Source organism: Kribbella sp. NPDC048837 (assembly GCF_055586945.1).
In genome coordinates, this window is record NZ_JBVJHF010000007.1 from 458,477 (window position 1) to 475,854 (window position 17,378).

Genomic DNA, 17,378 nt, shown 5'->3' on the forward strand with positions numbered 1-17,378 from the left:
CCAGAAAGGTCATCCATGACAACGACCTCGTCACCGGACAGTACGGCCGAGGGGGCCGGTCCCGCGGTCGCGCTCACCCCACGCCAGACCGTCCAGGCCATCTCCGGCCTGATGATGGGCATGTTCGTGGCGATCCTGGCCGGCACCGTGGTGTCGACCGCCTTGCCGCGGATCATCCACGACCTGGGGGCGAGCCAGTCGTCGTACACCTGGGTCGTCACTCTCGAGCTGCTCACGATGACGGCCACGGTGCCGTTGTGGGGCAAGCTCGCCGACCTCTACAACAACAAGCTGTTGGTCCAGCTGTCGCTGGGCTTCTTCGTGATCGGCTCGCTCGTCGCCGGCTTCGCTCCGAACATCGAAGTCCTGCTGGGCAGCCGGATCCTGCAGGGCCTCGGCGCCGGCGGGCTGACCGCGCTGGTGCAGATCGTGATGGCCGCGATCATCCCGCCGCGCGAGCTCGGCCGGTACTCCGGGATCTTCGGCGCGATCTTCGCCTCGGCGACGGTCGGTGGACCGTTGCTCGGTGGTTTCCTGGTCGACTCGCCGCTCGGCTGGCGAGCCTGCTTCCTGGTCGGCGTGCCGTTCGTACTCGCGGCGATCGTGCTGCTGCAGCGCACGCTCAAGCTTCCGACCGTTCGCCGGGAGGTGAAGATCGACTGGTGGGGCGCGTTCCTGATCACCGCCGGGGTCAGCACGCTGCTGGTCTGGTCGTCGTTCGCCGGGAACAAGTTCGAGTGGGTCTCCGGGTGGAGCTTCCTGCTGGTCGTGGTGGCGCTCGCGGCGCTGCTGGCCGCGGTGCTCGTCGAGCGCCGGCACCCCGAGCCGATCATCCCGATGGACCTGTTCCGCAACCGCACGGTGACGCTCGCGATCGTGGCCAGCGCGCTGGTCGGCGTGGCGATGTTCGGTGGCTCGGTGTTCCTGGCGCAGTACTTCCAGATCGCGCAGGGCTACACGCCGACCAAGGCCGGGCTGATGAGCCTGCCGATGATCCTGGGGATGATGGTCGCGTCCACGATCGCCGGTGGGCTGATCACGAAGTACGGGAAGTGGAAGGTCTACCTGGTCGTCGGGAGCGTGCTGCTGCCGATCGGGCTGGCGCTGTTCGGCACGATCGACGCGCATACCTCGAAGTACATGCTGTGGTCGTTCATGATCGTCCTCGGTGTCGGCATCGGCCTGGTGATGCAGAACCTGGTGCTCGCCGCGCAGAACGACGTACCGGCGCGGGAGCTGGGCGCGGCCACCTCGGCGGTGAGCTTCTTCCGCAGCATGGGCGGCACCATCGGGGTGAGCGTGCTCGGTGCGATCCTGGCGAACAAGGTCACCGAGACGCTGAACCCGGGCGGCGCCTCGTCCGGTGGCGGCGGCACGGTGCCGAACATCGCGGAACTGCCGGAGCAGGCCCGGGTCGTCGTCGAGAACGCGTACGGCGCGGCGACGGCGGACCTGTTCATGATGTCGGTGCCGTTCGCGGTGCTCGCGCTCCTCGCCGTCCTCTTCATCAAGGAGAAGCCCCTCCTCACCACCAGCGGCGCCGAGCGCCGGGCCGCGGAGGAGCCTGACATCCTGGACGCATGATCGTTGCCTTCAGTATCAGTCCTTCCGGCGGTGACGAGACCGGAGGCGTGAGCCAGGCGGTGGCCGAGGCCATTCGCGTGGTCCGCGCCTCCGGTCTACCGAACGAGACCAACGCGATGTTCACCAACATCGAAGGCGAGTGGGACGAGGTGATGGCCGTCGTCAAGCAGGCCGTCGACGCGGTGGCCGCCGCCTCCCCCCGCGTGAGCCTCGTCCTCAAGGCCGACATCCGCCCCGGCTACACCGGCCAACTCACCGCCAAGGTAGAACGGATCGAGCAAGCGCTAGCCGACTGAGTTGAGGGCTGTTACTACGGCGTCGTAGCGGTTTTCGCGTTCGGCGTTGCGGAGGAAGTGGACGCGGTTGACGAGGATCTCGTCGGCGTCGGGGTGTTGCTGGAGCAGGTCGATCGTCTCGGAGAGGTACTCGTCCAGCGGCATCCATTCCGGGTCCGGGGTGCCGTTCAGGAGGCCGGTTTGGACAGCCGGCGGGACGAGTTCGATCACCTGGAGGCCGGTGTCGGCGAGCTGGACCCGCAGGCTCTGTGTGTAGCTGTGGACCGCGGCCTTGGTCGCGCTGTACGTCGGCGTGGCCACCAGCGGCACGAACGCGAGCCCCGACGACACCGTCATGATCACCGCGTCCGGCTTGGTCAGCAGGTACGGCGTGAACGCGGTGATGGTGCGGATCGTGCCGAGCAGGTTGATGCCGATCGTCTCCTCGCTCGCCGCCAGGTGAGCGGGATCGTGGAGGTCCTCGAGTTGCATGATCCCGGCCATCGTGACGACCACGTTGAGGTCGGGGTGCCTGGTGGTGACCGTCTCGAAGGCCGCGGCGATCGAGTCGGGGTCGGCGACGTCCAGCGGAATGCCCTCGATGCCGTCCTCGGCGGCGATCCGGTCGAGCAGGTCCTGGCGGCGGCCGCTGATGATCACGGTGTTGCCGAGGTCGCGGAACCTGCGGGCCAGGCCGAGGCCGATACCCGACGTACCGCCGGTCAGAAAGATCGTGTTGCCAGTCGGTTTCATGTCTCCAGGCTGCGATCGGATGCCGATGGCAACCAGGCCCGGCTCAGCCTCTGCTCGGCAAGCAGTGGATAACTACCGCCGGTTCGCCACACTGGAGTCATGGAGTACGCCGACCTGTCCGATTTCCTCCGCAAACGCCGCGAGGCCCTGCAGCCCGAGGACGTCGGGATGCCCCGCGGCCGGCGCCGCCGTACGCCGGGACTCCGCCGCGAGGAGGTGGCCGCGCTGGCGTCGATGTCGACCGACTACTACAGCCGGCTCGAAGGCGGCCGCGGACCGCAGCCGTCGGTCGAGATGCTGGGAGCGATCGCCCGCGCGCTGCGGCTGACGCTGGAGGAGCGCGACCACCTGTTCGTGCTCGCCGGGCACGGTACGCCGCCGCGCACGACCCGGGCGTGTCACGTCGACCCGGGCATGCTGCGGATCCTCGATCGGCTGCAGGACACGCCCGCGATGCTGCTCAACCGCTGCGGCGAGACGCTCGCGCAGACACCGGCGCACGTCGCGTTCGCCGGCGAGCAGACCAACTTCGAAGGCATGGAGCGCAGCGAGTTCTACCGCTGGTTCGCCGACCCGGACTCGCGCTACCTGTATCGCGAGCCGGAGCGGTCGACGCACAGCCGGATGCTGGTCTCCTGGCTGCGCTCGGTCGCGACGGCCGACGGACCCAAGTCGTACGCCGCCTCCATGGTCCGCGCCCTTCAGAAGCTGAGCCCCGAGTTCGCCGAGCTCTGGGACGCGCACGAGATCGGGATCGCGCACAGCCGGACCAAGCGGTTCAACCACCCCGCGGTCGGCGAGCTCGACCTGTACTGCGAGGTGATCGACAACCGCGACCAGCAGCAGACCCTGGTGGTCTTCACTGCGGAGCCCGGCAGCGAGAGCGCGGACAAACTACGACTGCTGACGGTGCTCGGAAGTCAGGCGCTCGATCCCGCCCTCTGAATCGTCGTCCGGCGGCTGAGGTAGTACGCGAAGGCGGCCGTCGGGAAGAACATCACGATGCCGTAGACCGCGACCGGGATGCCCATCTCGCTGTTGTCGAGCAGCGCCGGACTGAGCGCGATCGTGAGTGCGAGCGTGGCGTTGTGGATGCCGATCTCCATCGAGCAGGCGATCGACTGCCGCTCACCCAGCCGGGCCAGCTTGGGGACGACGTACCCGAATCCCAGACTCAGCACGTTCAGCAGTACGGCGACGATGCCGACGGCGGCCAGGTAGTCGAGGACGTTCGCCCGCTCGGTGTAGATCGCGGCGAAGATGACCAGCGCGAGCACGAGCATCGAGCCGACCTTGACCGGCCTGGCCATCCGGTCCGCCACACCGGGGCGCCGAGCGCGGATCAGCATGCCGATGGCGACCGGGACCAGCACGATGGCGAACACCTGCAGCATCTTCGCCGGCTGCAGTCCGAGCTGGCCTTCGCCGAGGAAGTGGTCGAGGGACAGGTTGACCACGATCGGCAGCGTGAACACGGCGAGGACCGAGTTGACCGCGGTCAGGCTGACGTTGAGGGCGACGTCGCCGCCGGCCAGGTGGCTGAAGAGGTTGGCCGTGGTGCCACCGGGGGATGCCGCCAGCAGCATCATGCCGGCCGCGAGCGCAGGCTCGAGGTCGAACAGCTTCACCAGCCCGAAGCAGATCGCCGGGAGCAGCAGCACCTGGACGCCGAGCGCGATCAGGACGGCCTTGGGCATCCGCAGGACCCGGCGGAAGTCGGCGACGGTCAGGGTCAGGCCGAGGCCGAGCATGATGATCGCGAGCGCGATCGGCAGCAGGACCGAGGTGAGCACGGAGTCGTTCATCGGCGGCTCCTTCGAAGGTCGGTGGCTCAGGGTGACAGCGGCGCCGGACGGCGGCAAGATCTCGCGCTTGGTTCCGGGACCGGCGGAGTCTTTACCGCCTTTACGTCATGAGTTAATTTAAGTTCTGAAATCTCATTGCGTAACCGCTCCGTGACTGAGGGGATCCGCCCATGCCCGCTCGGAAGGTGTTGCCTGTCCTGTTCGCGTTGCTGCTCTGCCTGGTGTCGGGCAGTACGGCGTACGCCCAACCCGCTCGAGCTCAAGCGAACTTCAATGTGCTCGCGTTCTACAGCGGCACCTGGGACGCCGCGCACATCGACTTCGAGAAGGAGGCGAACCAGCGGTTCCCGCAGTTCGGGGCCCAGAACGGGTTCAACTACACCGCGACGAACAACTGGGACCAGCTGAACAACCTGAGTGCCTCGCAGTACCAGGTGGTGATGTTCCTCGACGACTCGCCGCACACCGACGCGCAGCGCACCGGGTTCCAGCGGTACATGAACAACGGTGGCGCGTTCTTCGGCTTCCACGTCGCGGCGTACAACGACGCGAGCGGCAACTGGCCGTGGTTCAACAACACGCTGCTCGGGACCGGCCGGTTCCAGTCGAACACCTGGGGACCGACCGCGGTCACGCTGAAGGCGGAGAACCGTTCGCACCCGGCGCTGGCGAACACGGGTGCGACGTTCCGGTCGTCGGTGAGCGAGTGGTACAGCTGGCAGAACGATCTGCGGACCAACCCCGACATCCAGATCCTGGCCTCGATCGACCCGTCCAGCTTCCCGGTCGGCACCGACCCGAACCAGACCTGGTACAGCGGCTACTACCCGATCATCTGGACCAACAAGAACTACAAGATGATCTACGCGAACTTCGGCCACAACGCGATGAACTACGAGACCAACACCCGGCTCTCGTCCACCTTCGACAGCCCGGCGCAGAACCAGTTCATGATGGACGCGCTGAAGTGGCTGGGAGGCGCCGGTACGACGCCGCCGGTGGACCAGCCGTCGCCGACCGCCTGGTACACGCTCGCGAACAAGGGCAACGGCAAGTGCGTCGACGCCCGCGCCGCCGCGACCGCCAACGGGACCGTGATCCAGCAGTACAGCTGCAACTCCACCCAGGCCCAGCAGTTCCAGTTCCAGCCCACGTCCGGCGGCTTCACCCGGGTCAACAACCGCAACGACGCGACCAAGGTGATCGACGTGACCGGTGTGTCGGCCGCCGACAACGCCGGCCTGCAACTGTGGACCTACAGCAACGGCACCAACCAGCAATGGCAGGCCGTCTCCGAAGGCAGCGGCTACTTCCACTTCGTCAGCCGCTTCAGCACCAAGTGCCTGACCGTCCCGGGAGGCTCCACCGCCGACAGCACCCAACTCGTCCAACTCACCTGCAACGGCACAGCGGCGCAGTCTTTCAAGCTGACGATCGCCTGACCATCGACTAGGTTCACGCGCATGAGATTCCTGCGTGTGGCCGCGATGGCGGCAGGAGGTTTGCTGTTGATGTCTCAGCTCGTCCCCGCCCAGGCGAGTGGTGGGCCGTCGTACCGCTGGGACCTGACGCCGACCGGGAGTACGGCGCAGTTCCGCGGGCTGGCGGCGGTCAGCAAGGATGTCGCCTGGGTGGGCGGGACGGAAGGGCAGGTGCTGCGGACCGTCGACGGCGGGAAGCACTGGCAGAACGTCAGCCCGCCCGGTGCCGGCGCACTGCAGTTCCGCGATGTCGAGGCGTTCGACGCGAAGCGCGCGGTGGTGCTGTCGATCGGCACCGGCGAGGACTCGCGGATCTACCGGACCGTCGACGGCGGCAGGTCGTGGACCGAGACGTTCCGGAACACCGACGCCAACGCGTTCTACGACTGCTTCGCGTTCAACGACACCAAGCACGGCCTGGCGTTGAGTGACCCGGTGGACGGGAAGTTCCGGATCGCGGCGACGTCGGACGGCGGCAAGTCCTGGAAGGTGCAGCCGACCGCCGGGATGCCCGCCGCGCTGACCGGTGAGTTCGCGTTCGCCGCGAGTGGGACCTGCCTGGTCGCCGGTCCGGGCCGGACGGCGTGGTTCGCGTCCGGTGGTGGCGATCGGCCGCGGGTCTTCCGGACCGTTGACGGCGGCAAGCACTGGACGGTGGCGGACTCGCCGATGGCCAGCGGCGAGGCGGCCGGCATCTTCAGTCTCGCCTTCCACGGGCCGCGGTTCGGCGTCGCCGTCGGTGGCGACTTCCTGAAGCCGACCGAGGCCGTGAAGGCCGCGTCGGTCACGTCCGACGGCGGCCGGACATGGAAACTGGTTCCGGCCGACAAGGCGCCGAAGGGGTACCGCAGCGGATCGCACTTCGTGCCGTGGTCGCCGTCGACCGTGATCGCGGTCGGTCCGTCCGGGAGCGATGTGAGCCACGACGGCGGACGGAGTTGGAAGCAGTTCTACGACGGCAGCTTCGACAGTGTCGAGTGCGCCGGGCACGGCTTCCAGGCCGGCTGCTGGGCATCCGGGGCGAAGGGCGCGGTCGCACGGCTGGTGCGCTGACGTTCAGACCGGCGACACTCGCTCGTTGTGCGGGTGTCGCCGGTTTCCCGGAAAGATGGGTGCATGCGTAAATTGTTAACCGTCCTGGTGGGGTTGTTGATGGTGGTTCCGACCGTTGCCGCGGCTAAGCCCGACGGTGGGCGTCCGGCGCGGCCGCTGACCGTGATGACCTACAACATCCACCACGGCGCCGGGATCGACGGAGTGCTCGACCTCGAGCGGATCGCCGTACTGATCGAGAAGTCCGGCGCGGACGTGATCGGGCTGCAGGAAGTCGACCGGCACTGGGATGTGCGCAGCAACTGGGTCGACCAGCCGGCCTGGTTCGCGCAGCGGCTCGAGATGCACTACGCGTACGCCGCCAACCTCGACCTCCCGCCCGTGAACCCGGGCGAGCCGCGCCGCCAGTACGGGACGGCGATCCTGTCGAAGTACCCGATCAAGGACTTCACCAACACCCTGCTGCCGAAGTACCCGACCGGCGAGCAGCGCGGGCTGGCGGTGGCGTCGGTCAAGGTCCGTGGCGCCGACCTGCGGTTCGCGAACACGCACCTGACCAGCAACAACAACGCCGAGCGGCTGGAGCAGGCACAGAAGGTGGTCGAGTTCCTGGGGACGTCGAAGGTCCCGACCCTGCTCGTGGGTGACCTGAACGCGACACCGGACGCTCCGGAGATCAAGACCCTGACCGCCGTGCTGGCCGACACCTGGACCGAGGTCGGTGCCGGACCTGGCTACACGATCGAGGCGGACAACCCGACCAAGCGGATCGACTTCCAGTTGCACAGCGCCGGCCTGCGGCCGACGTCGGCCTCGGTGCCGGTCACCCCGGCCTCGGATCACCTGCCGGTAGTGGCCTCTTTCACGCTCCGCTGACAGCTCTTCCCGCGGCGCCCGTCCGGTCTCCGGACGGGCGCCGTTTGCATGCCGCGAGAATTACAAGCTTGTAGTTTGTCAAGTCGACACACGGGTGCAACAAAGATACTTGTGTGAAAGGTGTTCCCAATGGGGCTACAGGCAACTAGTGTCACGTATGTGGTCCAGGAGGACCAAAAGTTCACGAACCCTGGGGAAGGGGTTCGTGACCGGCGGAAGGAACGATCCCGATGCGGACCCCCTCGCGGGCCACGTCCGGCGGGCGGGTCGGGAGCACTGGGAAGACCGGCAGGGCGCTGCTCTCCGGGGTGCTCGCGATCTGTCTGGCCGGCTCCATGGCCGTCCAACCTGTCCAGGCCGAAGCCGCCAAGCCGAAGCCGCCGGTGATCCCGTCCAAGGCCGCGGTCGAGCGGGCGAAGCAGGCCGCCGCCTCGAAGGCGGCCCAGGTGGCCGCGATCGAGGGCCGGCTGGCCGCGGCGAACGCGCGGCTCGAGGAGCTCGGCGTCCAGTCCGGGATCGCGGACGAGGCCTACAACGGTGCCGTCTACAAGTTGCAGCTGGCCAAGGCCGATGCGGCCGCCGCGGCGGCTCGCGCGGCGAAGGCGCAGCAGACCCTGATCACCCAGCGGCAGCAGATCGGCCGCTTCGCCGCGGCGTCGTACCAGGGTGGTGGCGACGTGGCGAAGATCGCGCCGCTGTTCACCGCGGACGGTCCGCAGCAGTTGCTGGACTCGGCCGGCGCCGCCCGGTCGGTCTCGGCCGCGATGCAGGGGTCGTACCTGCGGTACACGGCGACCCAGGTGGTCACCAACCTGTTCAAGGTCCAGGCCGACCAGGCCGTGGTGAAGGTGAAGCAGGCGACCGACGAGGCGGCCAAGGCGAAGAAGGCCGCCGAAGACGCTGAGGCTGCCCAGGCCGCGGCGGTGACCGCGATGGGTGTGCAGCGGACGCAGTCGATCGCCCAACTCGCCGTACTGCAGAACACGTCGGTCCGGGTGGCCGCCCAGCGGCAGCGAGGGCTCGAGGAGCTTGCGCGACAACGAGCCGCCGCACTGGCCGCGAAGAAGGCCGCCGAACTGAAGCGTCGGATCGCCGCCCGGGAGGCCGCCGAGCGGGCCCGGGAGGCTGCCGAGCAGGCGCGGGAGGAGCAGGAAGCCCGCGAGCAGGCGAAGAAGAACCACGGCAAGAAGCCGCCGAAGCAGCACAAGCCGGACCGGCCCAGCAACGACAACGGCACCAGCCACGGCACGCGCCGGGGTGCGCAGGCGGCGATCGACTTCGCGCTGTCCCAGCTCGGCGACATGTACCTGTGGGGCGGGACCGGCCCGTCCCGGTGGGACTGCTCCGGTCTGATGATGGGCGCGTGGGAGCAGGCCGGTGTCCAGCTGCCGCACTACAGCGTCGCGCAGTACGAGCAGGTCCGGCACATCGACGAGGACGAGCTGCGGCCGGGCGACCTGATCTTCTGGGCACTGAACCCGGACGACCCGGGGACCATCCACCACGTCGCGATGTACCTCGGCAACGGGCGGATGATCCACGCGCCCCGGACCGGCAAGCCGGTGCAGATCGACAGCGTCTACTACTGGGAGCCGCCGGACTTCTTCGGCCGCCCGTGACCAGTCGCCCCGGCACTCCGAGGTGCCGGGGCCCCTTCTAGACCAGCCGGTGTCCGCCGTCGGCGTGCAGGACGGTGCCTGTGATGAATCCATTGCGCAGCAGGGCGATGATCGCGTCCGCGATGTCCTGGGTCCGGCCGATCCGGCCGGCCGGGAGGCGTGCCGCCATCGCGGCCAGCGTGTCCGCGGCCGCGTCGCCGGCGACGTCCTGCCAGATCGGGGTGTCCACCCAGCCGGGTGACACCACGTTGACCCGGATCGGCGCCAGCTCGACCGCGAGCGCGGCGGCGAGGGACGCGAGTGCGCCGTTGAGCGCCGCGAGCAACGAGGCCCGCGGCCCCGGCCGGTACGCCGCGATGCCCGAGGTGAACACGATCGAGCCGCCCGGCTCGAGCATCGGCGCCCCGTGCTTGGCGAGTAGCAGCGGGCCGAGCAACTTGGAGTCGACCGCGGACCGGGCCGCGTCCACGTCGTACTCGCTGATCGGCTGGTAGGCGCCGCCGACGTCAGCGGCCGTGGTGACGATGTGACTGACCTTGCCGGTGGTCGCGAAGAGCCGCTCGATGTCCCGCTCGACCCCGATGTCCATCGCGACGGTCCGTACGCCGAGTTCGCGGCGGACCGTGCCGAGTTTGCCGGCGGACCGTCCGGCCACGGTCACTTCGCTGCCCTGGGCAACGAGTTCGGCGGCGAGTGCGCGGCCCATCCCGGAGCTGCCGCCGACGATCACTACGTGTTCCTGCACTGAGAACTCCCTTTGCTGGTTGACGTTTCGAGCCAACCACCGGGATCGTCAGTCCACCACGTCTTGTTGCCTAACCACCGTTAGGCCGGGACTAACGGTCATCGCCTGGAGCACCGGGTTGCGGGAGTCGGTGCGCCAGATCGCGGCGTACCGGGCGATCAGGGGCCGGTCCTTCAACGGGCGCCAGACGACGTCCGGGGTCGCGGCGCGGCGTGAGCCGAGGCTGATCGCGGACCGGCGGACGAGCAGGGCGGAGCGGAGCTGGGAGTGACTCATGCTGATCTCGCTGAGCCGGATCCCGGGGCCGAGGCGGCTGATTGCGTCGTCGTGGAACTCCGGTGCGGCCGCGCGGGGGATCCAGATCAGCTCGTGGCCGGCGAGATCGTCAAGGGTGAGCTCGGGGCTCGCGGCCAGTGGGTGGGTCGCGGTCAGCAGGACGCCGAGCTCCTCGGTGGCCAGCTCCTCCAATGTCGTTGCTGGGGGCAACTTGATCGGCGTACGGACCAGGCCGAGGTCGATCTCGCCGGAGGTCAGCATCCGGAGCTGGTCGGTGGTGGTGCCGGCCTCCAGGGTCACGGTGCTGTTGGGGAAGCGTTCGGTGGCGAGCTGTTCGAGGGCCGCGGGCAACCAGCCGGGGATGCCGTTGAGGAGACCGAGCCGGAGCACGGGTTCGTCCAGGCCGGCGGCCCGGCGCGTGTCCTTCAGCGCCAGGCCGGCCGCCTGGATCGTCTCGCGGGCCCGGGCCAGCAGGATCTGCCCGGCCGGGGTGAGCTCGACGCCGCGGCTGTGCCGGATCAGCAGGGTGGTGCCGATCTCGCGTTCGAGCTGTTTGATCTGCTGGCTGAGGGTCGGGGTGGAGATGTACAGCCGCTCGGCGGCCCGGCCGAAATGCAGTTCCTCGGCGACACCGACGAAGTACCGCAACTGCCTCAACTCCACGGGGGGAGTTTAGGTCGTCGCGACGAGTCTCCCGAGGTTGGCGCGGGCGTCGAGGGTTTCGTGGATGCGGGCGACGTCGGTCAGTGGGTGGGTGGCGTGGACGACCGGGCGCAGGTCGCCGTTCTGCCAGCGGCGGGTGACCTCGGCGATGTCGGCCCGGGCCTCGTCCGGACGGGCCTGGCGCCAGCCCAGCATCGAGACACCGCTGACGGACCGGAGACCGAACAGGCCGCCTGCTGGGACGGTCGGGAGTTCGGTGGTGATGGCGCCGTACGTGACCATCGTGCCGAGGGGTGCGACGAGGTCGAGACCCTGGTTGAAGACCGTGCCGCCGACCGCGTCGAGGACCGTGTCCACGCCGTCGGGGGCGACCTCGCGGACCTTGGCCGGCCAGTCCGGGTCGGTCAGGTCGACGGCTTCGGCGCCGAGCCCCCGGATGAAGTCGAGCCGCTCGGCGGAGGACGCCGTACCGATGATCGTCTTCGGGTCGAAGAAGCGGGCGAGCTGGACGGCGAGGTGGCCGACGGTGCCGGCCGCGGACTGGATCAGGACGGTGCCGCCGGCCGGGACCCGGCCGGCTTCGAGGAGGCGGAGGGCGAGCGGCGCGGTCATCGACATCATCGTCGCCGCACCCGCGTCGGCGTCGTCCGGGATCGGGGCGAGGAACGCGGCGTCGGCGACGGCGAAGTCCGCGAAGGCGTCCTCGGTCAGGGCGGCGACGCGTTGACCGACCGCGGCGCCGGGTGGAGAGTCCGGGCCGAGCTTGCTGATCCGGCCGACGACATCGCCGGTGAGGGTCCCGGGCAACGGCCGGTCCCAGGGGGTGCCGCCGCGGCGGAGGACGGTGTCGATGGCGTTGGCGCCGATCGCCTCGACCTCGATCAGGACCTGGCCGGTGCCGGGCTCCGGTACGGCGACCTCCTCGAGTTGCAGGACGTCGGGACCGCCGTGCCGGTGGAAGCGCACTGCGCGCATGAGCTACTCCAAATCGTGGGAGTCATAAATAATGGGAGATTCCCACGATAACGCCACGCGGAGCCGCTGCCAATAGAGTGGGTGGGTGAAGAAGGCGCCGACGCATCGTCTGGCCGACCGGGTGCTGTGGGCGCTGGGGCGGTCGAGCCAGCAGGCGCAGCGCCTGGTCCGGCAGCACATGACCGACGCCGGCGTCCGCACGCAGCACTACCACGTCCTGGCCAGCCTGGCCGACGACGGCGAGGCCGCGCAGGCGACCGTGGCCGACCGGATCGCGCTGGACCGCAGCGACCTGGTCACGCTGCTGGACGAGCTGGAAGACCTGAAGTACGTCGAACGGCGGGTGGACCCGGCGGACCGCCGCCGCAAGATCGTGGCGATCACCCCGGCGGGGCAGAAACAGCTGGTCACCATGGACCAGCTGATCTACGCGGCCGAGGCGGAGCTCCTGGAACCGCTCAGCCAGGCCGAGCGGACCACGCTCCTGGAGCTACTGCACCGGCTGTCCGCCGACTGACCTCAGTGGCCTTCGGTCTTCAGGCGCTCGAAGGAGGCGGTGATCTCGGTCTCGGCGTCGGTCCGGCCGACCCAGGTGGCGCCCTCGACCGACTTGCCGGGCTCGAGGTCCTTGTAGACCTCGAAGAAGTGCTGGATCTCCAGCCGGTCGAACTCCGGCACGTGGTGGATGTCGCGCAGGTGCTCCTGGCGCGGGTCGCCGGCCGGGACGCACAGGACCTTGTCGTCCGGGCCCTTCTCGTCGGTCATCCGGAACATGCCGATCGCGCGGGCGCGGATCAGGCAGCCGGGGAAGGTCGGCTCGGTCAGCAGGACCAGCGCGTCCAGCGGGTCGCCGTCCTGGCCCAGGGTGTCCTCGATGAATCCGTAGTCGGACGGGTACTGAGTGGCCGTGAAGAGGGTCCGGTCCAGCCGCAGCCGGCCCGTCTTGTGGTCCAGCTCGTACTTGTTGCGGGTGCCCTTGGGGATCTCGATGAAGACGTCGAACTCCATACGGCAGATACTGTCACGGTTCCGACCGACCGATTGACAGGAGCAGCCTGGTGGCCCGTCCTCCCCGTGCGGTGTTCGTCACGATGCTCGCCATGACCCTGTGTACGGGCCTGGTGAGCGGTGCACGCGCCGTACCCGGATCAGTGCAGACCGCCCAGCAGGCCCCCGCCGTCCTGGCGCCGGCCACGACCGAGGGCGTCGCACCGACGGCGGCCGGGGTGCAGAAGGCGCTGGCGGCGATCCTCGCGGATCCGTCGCTGGGCAAGCACCGCGGCATCTATGTGTACGACGCCTCCCGCGGCAAGGCCGTGTTCTCGGCCGGTACGGCGCTGCCGTTCACCCCCGCGTCCACGCTGAAGCTGCTGACCACCGTGTCGGCGTTGGAGACCCTCGGAGCCGACCACACGTTCACCACCAAGGTGGTGAGTGCGGGCAGCGGCTCGATCGTCCTGGTCGGCGGTGGCGACCCGCTGCTGGCCACCAAGCCCTCGTCGAGCTCGGAGTTCCCGACCCGGGCCACCCTCCAGAGCCTGGCCGCGAGTACGGCGAAGGCACTGAAGGCGCAGGGCGTCGCGAGTGTCAGCCTGGGCTACGACGCCACTCTGTTCACCGGTCCGTCGGCCAACGCGAACTGGGAGGCGAACTACCTGCCCGAGGGGATCGCGGCCCGCACCTCGGCGCTGTGGGTGAACGAGGGACGGCTCTCGCCGGGGATGGCCAAGCGCGCGGACTCCCCGGCGCAGGCCGCGGCGACCGCGTTCGCGAAGCTGCTGACCGGCTATGGGATCAAGGTGGGGGCGACGGTTCGTGCCGCAGCCGCTCCGGCCGCGGCCAAGCCGATCGCCCAGGTGGCGTCGCCGACGCTCGGGCAGATCGTCGAGTACGTGAACCTGCACAGCGACAACGACGGCGCCGAGGTGCTGTTGCGGCACGTCGGTCTGGCGACCGGCAACGGCGGTTCGTACGCCGGTGGGGTCAAGGGACTGCGCGCGACGCTCACCAAGCTCGGTCTGGATGTCAGCAAGGCGAAGATCTACGACGGCAGCGGGCTGACCCGGGCCAACAAGGTGCCGCTGGAGCTGCTGGCCGGTGCGGTCCGGGTGGCGGCTTCGGAGGACCATCCGGAGCTGCGGCACCTGCTGACCGGTCTGCCCGTCGCAGGCTTCACCGGCAGCCTCGAGGACCGCTTCGAGGCGCCAGGCACCAGCACGGGCACCGGACTGGTCCGGGCGAAGACCGGCACGCTCACCGGGGTGCACAGCCTGGCCGGACTGGCCCGTGACCGCACCGGCACGCTGCTGGTGTTCGCGATCGCCAGCGACAGCGTGCCGGTGCCCAAGACCCTCGACGCGCGCGCGGCGCTCGACCGGGCGGCCGCGGCGCTGGCGAACTGCGGCTGTGCTGTCTGACGCCGGCTGACGCCGTCCGTTCAGGCGCGCATGTTGGGACATACGACTAGGGTCTGAATATGAGTACGGCGGAAGGCGGGACCACGGCCGACATGGTCGACTGGCAGCTGGCGACCGGAGTGGCGCGCAAGCTGCTGCGCCCCGGGCCGGCGGTCAGCCGCGCGGAGGCGGACCAGGTAGTGGCCGAGCTGCGTCAATTCGCGGCCGACTCCGAGCACCATGTGCGGGAGTTCACCGGGCTGCAGGCCACCTCGGCGACCGCGCCCGTGGTGATCGTGGACAGGCCCGGCTGGGTGCAGGCGAACGCGGACGGGTTCCGCACCGTGCTGCAGCCGCTGGCCGACAAGCTGCGGGAGAAGGCTGAGCGGACCGGCGGACTGTCGTCGGCGGTCGGCTCGCGGGTGACGGCCATCGAGGCCGGAGCGCTGCTCGCTTTCCTCTCTTCCCGGGTGCTCGGTCAGTTCGACCCGTTCTACCCGGCTGAACCGGATCCGGACCGGCCTGGCCTCACTGGTCGCCTCCTGCTGGTGGCGCCCAATGTGATGCACGTGGAGTCCGAGCTGGGCGTCGTACCGCGGGACTTCAGGTTGTGGGTGTGTCTGCACGAGGAGACGCACCGGGTGCAGTTCACCGCGGTTCCCTGGCTGCGGGACCACCTGCGGTCGGAGATCGCGCTGTTCCTGGACCAGGCCGAGCTGGACGCATCGGCGTACGCGGCGATGTTCCGGGAGGCGGTGCAGCGGCTTGGCCGGTCGGTGCGGGGAGAGGCCGAGCTGAGTCTGGTGGATCTGATGCAGTCCCCGGAGCAGCGTGCGGTGCTGGACCGGTTGACCGCGGTGATGTCGTTGCTGGAAGGCCATGCGGACTTCGTGATGGACGGGGTCGGGCCATCCGTGATCCCGACTGTGGAGAACATCCGGTCCAAGTTCACGTCGCGCCGTCAGAGTGGCAACCCGGTGGACCAGTTGCTGAAGCGGTTGCTCGGGCTGGACGCCAAGCTCCGGCAGTACAAGGACGGTGCCGCGTTCGTCCGCCGGGTCGTCGAGCGCGTCGGCATGGAGGGGTTCAACCGGGTCTGGACCGGTCCGAACACGCTGCCGACCAAGAACGAGATCGCGAACCCCGATGCCTGGGTCGCGCGACTCCACGGCTGAGCCGTCGGGCCAGGCGGCGGCCGAGGAACTCGTGGAGCACCGGCGGGGCAAGCTGCACCCGGCGGTAGCGCGCACGCGGGAGGCGGTCCGGGCCATGCTGGCCGAGTTGCCGCACGGTACTACGGTGCTGGTCGCCTGCTCGGGTGGCACGGATTCCCTCGCTCTGGCGGCCGCGACCGCCTTCGAGGCGCCCAAGCTGAACCTGCGCGCCGGTGCGGTCGTGGTCGACCACGGTCTCCAGGCGGACTCCGCTCATGTCGCGGAGACCGCGGCCGCGCAGTGCCGGTCGCTCGGACTCGACCCGGTCCAGGTGCGCCCAGTCGAGGTGGGCTCCGAGGGCGGTCCGGAGGCGGCCGCGCGGACAGCCCGGTACGACGCTCTCCGCGATGCAGCGGATGAGCTCGGGGCGGACGTCGTACTGCTGGCTCATACGCGGGACGACCAGGCCGAGACTGTGTTGTTGGGGTTGGCCAGGGGGTCGGGGGGTCGCTCGCTGGCCGGGATGGCTCCGGTCGCCGGACTGCTCCGCCGGCCGTTGCTCGAGCTGCCCCGCGCGACGACCGCGGCTGCGTGTATCGCGTCGGGGCTGCGGCCGTGGCACGACCCGCACAACGACGATCCGCAGTACACCCGGGTCAGAGTCCGCCACGAGGTGCTTCCCGTGCTGGAAGAGGCGCTCGGGCCCGGAGTGCTCGAGGCACTCGCCCGTACGGCGGGACTCCTCCGAGCGGATGCGGATGCGCTCGACTCTCTCGCCGCGGACCTTGCGGAGACGGCACTCCGGCGTACTGACGATGAGGTGCACTGTGACGTCGGGATGCTCGAGGACGAACCGGCCGCGCTGCGGACCAGGGTGCTCCGGCAGGCAGCGCTGGAAGCCGGTTGCCGGGCCACGGACCTCACCGCCGGGCACATCGCGGCCGTCGACGCTCTGGTGACGGACTGGCGCGGCCAACGCTGGATCGATCTCCCACAGGGCGTCCGAGCAGTCCGCCGTACCGGGTTCATCGTATTGGGCATGGATGTGACAGGCTGAGCGCGTGGATGCGGCGGACATCGAGAAGGACCTGAACAAGATCCATTACACCGAGGACCAGATCCTGGCGAAGCTGCGGGAGCTGGCGGGGCGGATCGAGCAGGACTACGAGGGCAAGGACCTGCTGATGGTCGGCGTCCTGCGTGGCGCGGTGATGGTGATGGCCGACCTGGCCCGGTCGTTCAGCCGGCACGTGGAGATGGACTGGATGGCCATCTCGTCGTACGGCTCGGGGACCAAGTCGTCCGGTGTGGTCCGGATCCAGAAGGACCTGGACACCGACATCACCAACCGGCACGTGCTGATCGTCGAGGACATCATCGACACCGGACTGACGCTGAGCTGGCTGGTCAGCAACTTGGAGTCACGGAAACCCGCCTCGCTCGAGCTCTGCACGGCGTTCGTCAAGCCGGACGCGGCCAAGATGCGGGTCCCGGTCAAGTACGTCGGGCTGGAGCTGCCGGACGAGTTCGTGGTCGGGTACGGGCTCGACTACGCGGAGAAATACCGGAACCTGCGCTGCGTGGCCACGCTCGCGCCGCACGTGTACTCCTGATCCCCTTCTTCGGGGCAGACTTGGTGACAGCCTGTACAACGGGTCGTACCGTCTTTGGTGACCCTCGTGGTGTGTTGTCTTGTGCGACACGAGACACTTGGACTGGTGTT

General features: G+C 69.1%; 18 protein-coding genes. 12 read left to right on the forward strand and 6 right to left on the reverse strand.

The window, feature by feature from the left end:
* The first annotated feature begins 15 nt into the window (after positions 1 to 15).
* Both ACZ6O0_RS31880 and ACZ6O0_RS31885 read left to right on the forward strand, forming a co-directional pair.
* Positions 16 to 1,584, forward strand: coding sequence for an MDR family MFS transporter (locus ACZ6O0_RS31880; RefSeq protein ID WP_465768710.1), 1,569 nt, complete (start codon positions 16 to 18; stop codon positions 1,582 to 1,584).
* Positions 1,581 to 1,880, forward strand: a complete 300-nt coding sequence (locus tag ACZ6O0_RS31885; RefSeq protein WP_465768711.1) for an MTH1187 family thiamine-binding protein — start codon at positions 1,581 to 1,583, stop codon at positions 1,878 to 1,880. Before ACZ6O0_RS31880 ends, ACZ6O0_RS31885 begins: the two co-directional genes overlap by 4 nt.
* On the opposite strand, the gene ACZ6O0_RS31890 is transcribed toward ACZ6O0_RS31885, so the two are convergent.
* Positions 1,869 to 2,612, reverse strand: coding sequence for an SDR family oxidoreductase (locus ACZ6O0_RS31890; RefSeq protein WP_465768712.1), 744 nt, complete (start codon positions 2,610 to 2,612; stop codon positions 1,869 to 1,871). The genes ACZ6O0_RS31885 and ACZ6O0_RS31890 overlap by 12 nt on opposite strands.
* Positions 2,613 to 2,711: 99 nt before the next feature.
* Here ACZ6O0_RS31890 and ACZ6O0_RS31895 point away from each other — a divergent pair, with 99 nt between their 5' ends.
* Positions 2,712 to 3,557 (forward strand): helix-turn-helix transcriptional regulator, encoded by an 846-nt coding sequence (locus ACZ6O0_RS31895; RefSeq protein ID WP_465768713.1) that lies wholly within the window; start codon positions 2,712 to 2,714, stop codon positions 3,555 to 3,557.
* Here the strand turns inward: ACZ6O0_RS31895 and ACZ6O0_RS31900 are convergent.
* Positions 3,533 to 4,417, reverse strand: a complete 885-nt coding sequence (locus ACZ6O0_RS31900) for a bile acid:sodium symporter family protein (protein WP_465768714.1) — start codon at positions 4,415 to 4,417, stop codon at positions 3,533 to 3,535. The genes ACZ6O0_RS31895 and ACZ6O0_RS31900 overlap by 25 nt on opposite strands.
* A 170-nt stretch (positions 4,418 to 4,587) precedes the next feature.
* Between ACZ6O0_RS31900 and ACZ6O0_RS31905 the strand changes: the two genes are divergently transcribed.
* The 4 genes from ACZ6O0_RS31905 (at position 4,588) to ACZ6O0_RS31920 (ending at position 9,446) form a co-directional block, all read left to right on the forward strand.
* On the forward strand, positions 4,588 to 5,859 hold the full coding sequence (locus tag ACZ6O0_RS31905) for a ThuA domain-containing protein (protein WP_465768715.1): 1,272 nt from the start codon (positions 4,588 to 4,590) through the stop codon (positions 5,857 to 5,859).
* Positions 5,860 to 5,880: 21 nt separating this feature from the next.
* The gene (locus tag ACZ6O0_RS31910; RefSeq protein ID WP_465768716.1) at positions 5,881 to 6,951 is read left to right on the forward strand and encodes a WD40/YVTN/BNR-like repeat-containing protein; all 1,071 of its coding nucleotides are present in this window, start codon (positions 5,881 to 5,883) and stop codon (positions 6,949 to 6,951) included.
* Positions 6,952 to 7,014: 63 nt separating this feature from the next.
* Complete coding sequence (locus ACZ6O0_RS31915) at positions 7,015 to 7,827, forward strand: endonuclease/exonuclease/phosphatase family protein (protein WP_465768717.1); 813 nt, start codon at positions 7,015 to 7,017, stop codon at positions 7,825 to 7,827.
* Between the two features lie 230 nt (positions 7,828 to 8,057).
* The gene (locus ACZ6O0_RS31920; protein ID WP_465768718.1) at positions 8,058 to 9,446 is read left to right on the forward strand and encodes a C40 family peptidase; all 1,389 of its coding nucleotides are present in this window, start codon (positions 8,058 to 8,060) and stop codon (positions 9,444 to 9,446) included.
* A gap of 37 nt (positions 9,447 to 9,483) precedes the next feature.
* Here the strand turns inward: ACZ6O0_RS31920 and ACZ6O0_RS31925 are convergent, their stop codons facing one another.
* Genes ACZ6O0_RS31925 through ACZ6O0_RS31935 form a run of 3 tightly spaced genes read right to left on the reverse strand, consistent with a single transcriptional unit; the run spans position 9,484 to position 12,105 of the window.
* Positions 9,484 to 10,191 (reverse strand): SDR family oxidoreductase, encoded by a 708-nt coding sequence (locus ACZ6O0_RS31925; RefSeq protein ID WP_465768719.1) that lies wholly within the window; start codon positions 10,189 to 10,191, stop codon positions 9,484 to 9,486.
* 48 nt (positions 10,192 to 10,239) lie between these two features.
* Positions 10,240 to 11,130, reverse strand: a complete 891-nt coding sequence (locus ACZ6O0_RS31930; RefSeq protein ID WP_465768720.1) for a LysR family transcriptional regulator — start codon at positions 11,128 to 11,130, stop codon at positions 10,240 to 10,242.
* Between the two features lie 9 nt (positions 11,131 to 11,139).
* Positions 11,140 to 12,105 (reverse strand): quinone oxidoreductase family protein, encoded by a 966-nt coding sequence (locus tag ACZ6O0_RS31935; RefSeq protein ID WP_465768721.1) that lies wholly within the window; start codon positions 12,103 to 12,105, stop codon positions 11,140 to 11,142.
* Positions 12,106 to 12,190: 85 nt separating this feature from the next.
* On the opposite strand from ACZ6O0_RS31935, the gene ACZ6O0_RS31940 reads away from it, so the two are divergent.
* On the forward strand, positions 12,191 to 12,622 hold the full coding sequence (locus ACZ6O0_RS31940; protein ID WP_465768722.1) for a MarR family winged helix-turn-helix transcriptional regulator: 432 nt from the start codon (positions 12,191 to 12,193) through the stop codon (positions 12,620 to 12,622).
* Positions 12,623 to 12,624: 2 nt separating this feature from the next.
* Here the strand turns inward: ACZ6O0_RS31940 and ACZ6O0_RS31945 are convergent, their stop codons facing one another.
* Positions 12,625 to 13,113, reverse strand: coding sequence for an inorganic diphosphatase (locus ACZ6O0_RS31945; RefSeq protein ID WP_465768723.1), 489 nt, complete (start codon positions 13,111 to 13,113; stop codon positions 12,625 to 12,627).
* A gap of 50 nt (positions 13,114 to 13,163) precedes the next feature.
* Between ACZ6O0_RS31945 and dacB the strand changes: the two genes are divergently transcribed.
* The 4 genes from dacB to hpt are packed head-to-tail and all read left to right on the forward strand — an operon-like array spanning position 13,164 to position 17,268.
* Positions 13,164 to 14,522, forward strand: a complete 1,359-nt coding sequence (gene dacB, locus ACZ6O0_RS31950; RefSeq protein WP_465768724.1) for a D-alanyl-D-alanine carboxypeptidase/D-alanyl-D-alanine endopeptidase — start codon at positions 13,164 to 13,166, stop codon at positions 14,520 to 14,522.
* 59 nt (positions 14,523 to 14,581) lie between these two features.
* Positions 14,582 to 15,676: a zinc-dependent metalloprotease gene (locus ACZ6O0_RS31955; RefSeq protein ID WP_465768725.1), complete on the forward strand. Its 1,095-nt coding sequence runs from the start codon at positions 14,582 to 14,584 to the stop codon at positions 15,674 to 15,676.
* Positions 15,648 to 16,712, forward strand: a complete 1,065-nt coding sequence (gene tilS, locus ACZ6O0_RS31960) for a tRNA lysidine(34) synthetase TilS (RefSeq protein WP_465768726.1) — start codon at positions 15,648 to 15,650, stop codon at positions 16,710 to 16,712. Before ACZ6O0_RS31955 ends, tilS begins: the two co-directional genes overlap by 29 nt.
* Positions 16,713 to 16,716: 4 nt before the next feature.
* Positions 16,717 to 17,268 carry a hypoxanthine phosphoribosyltransferase gene (hpt, locus tag ACZ6O0_RS31965; RefSeq protein WP_465768727.1) on the forward strand — a complete coding sequence of 184 codons (552 nt, stop codon included), beginning with the start codon at positions 16,717 to 16,719 and terminating at the stop codon, positions 17,266 to 17,268.
* Positions 17,269 to 17,378 lie beyond the last annotated feature (110 nt).

What these genes read in the sequence shown, in the direction of transcription:
- ACZ6O0_RS31880 (WP_465768710.1), top strand. Translation starts at nt 16, where the DNA reads ATGACAACGACCTCGTCACCGGACAGTACGGCCGAGGGGGCCGGTCCC.
- ACZ6O0_RS31885 (WP_465768711.1), top strand. Translation starts at nt 1,581, where the DNA reads ATGATCGTTGCCTTCAGTATCAGTCCTTCCGGCGGTGACGAGACCGGA.
- ACZ6O0_RS31890 (WP_465768712.1), bottom strand. Translation starts at nt 2,612, where the DNA reads ATGAAACCGACTGGCAACACGATCTTTCTGACCGGCGGTACGTCGGGT.
- ACZ6O0_RS31895 (WP_465768713.1), top strand. Translation starts at nt 2,712, where the DNA reads ATGGAGTACGCCGACCTGTCCGATTTCCTCCGCAAACGCCGCGAGGCC.
- ACZ6O0_RS31900 (WP_465768714.1), bottom strand. Translation starts at nt 4,417, where the DNA reads ATGAACGACTCCGTGCTCACCTCGGTCCTGCTGCCGATCGCGCTCGCG.
- ACZ6O0_RS31905 (WP_465768715.1), top strand. Translation starts at nt 4,588, where the DNA reads ATGCCCGCTCGGAAGGTGTTGCCTGTCCTGTTCGCGTTGCTGCTCTGC.
- ACZ6O0_RS31910 (WP_465768716.1), top strand. Translation starts at nt 5,881, where the DNA reads ATGAGATTCCTGCGTGTGGCCGCGATGGCGGCAGGAGGTTTGCTGTTG.
- ACZ6O0_RS31915 (WP_465768717.1), top strand. Translation starts at nt 7,015, where the DNA reads ATGCGTAAATTGTTAACCGTCCTGGTGGGGTTGTTGATGGTGGTTCCG.
- ACZ6O0_RS31920 (WP_465768718.1), top strand. Translation starts at nt 8,058, where the DNA reads ATGCGGACCCCCTCGCGGGCCACGTCCGGCGGGCGGGTCGGGAGCACT.
- ACZ6O0_RS31935 (WP_465768721.1), bottom strand. Translation starts at nt 12,105, where the DNA reads ATGCGCGCAGTGCGCTTCCACCGGCACGGCGGTCCCGACGTCCTGCAA.
- ACZ6O0_RS31945 (WP_465768723.1), bottom strand. Translation starts at nt 13,113, where the DNA reads ATGGAGTTCGACGTCTTCATCGAGATCCCCAAGGGCACCCGCAACAAG.
- ACZ6O0_RS31955 (WP_465768725.1), top strand. Translation starts at nt 14,582, where the DNA reads ATGAGTACGGCGGAAGGCGGGACCACGGCCGACATGGTCGACTGGCAG.
- tilS (WP_465768726.1), top strand. Translation starts at nt 15,648, where the DNA reads ATGCCTGGGTCGCGCGACTCCACGGCTGAGCCGTCGGGCCAGGCGGCG.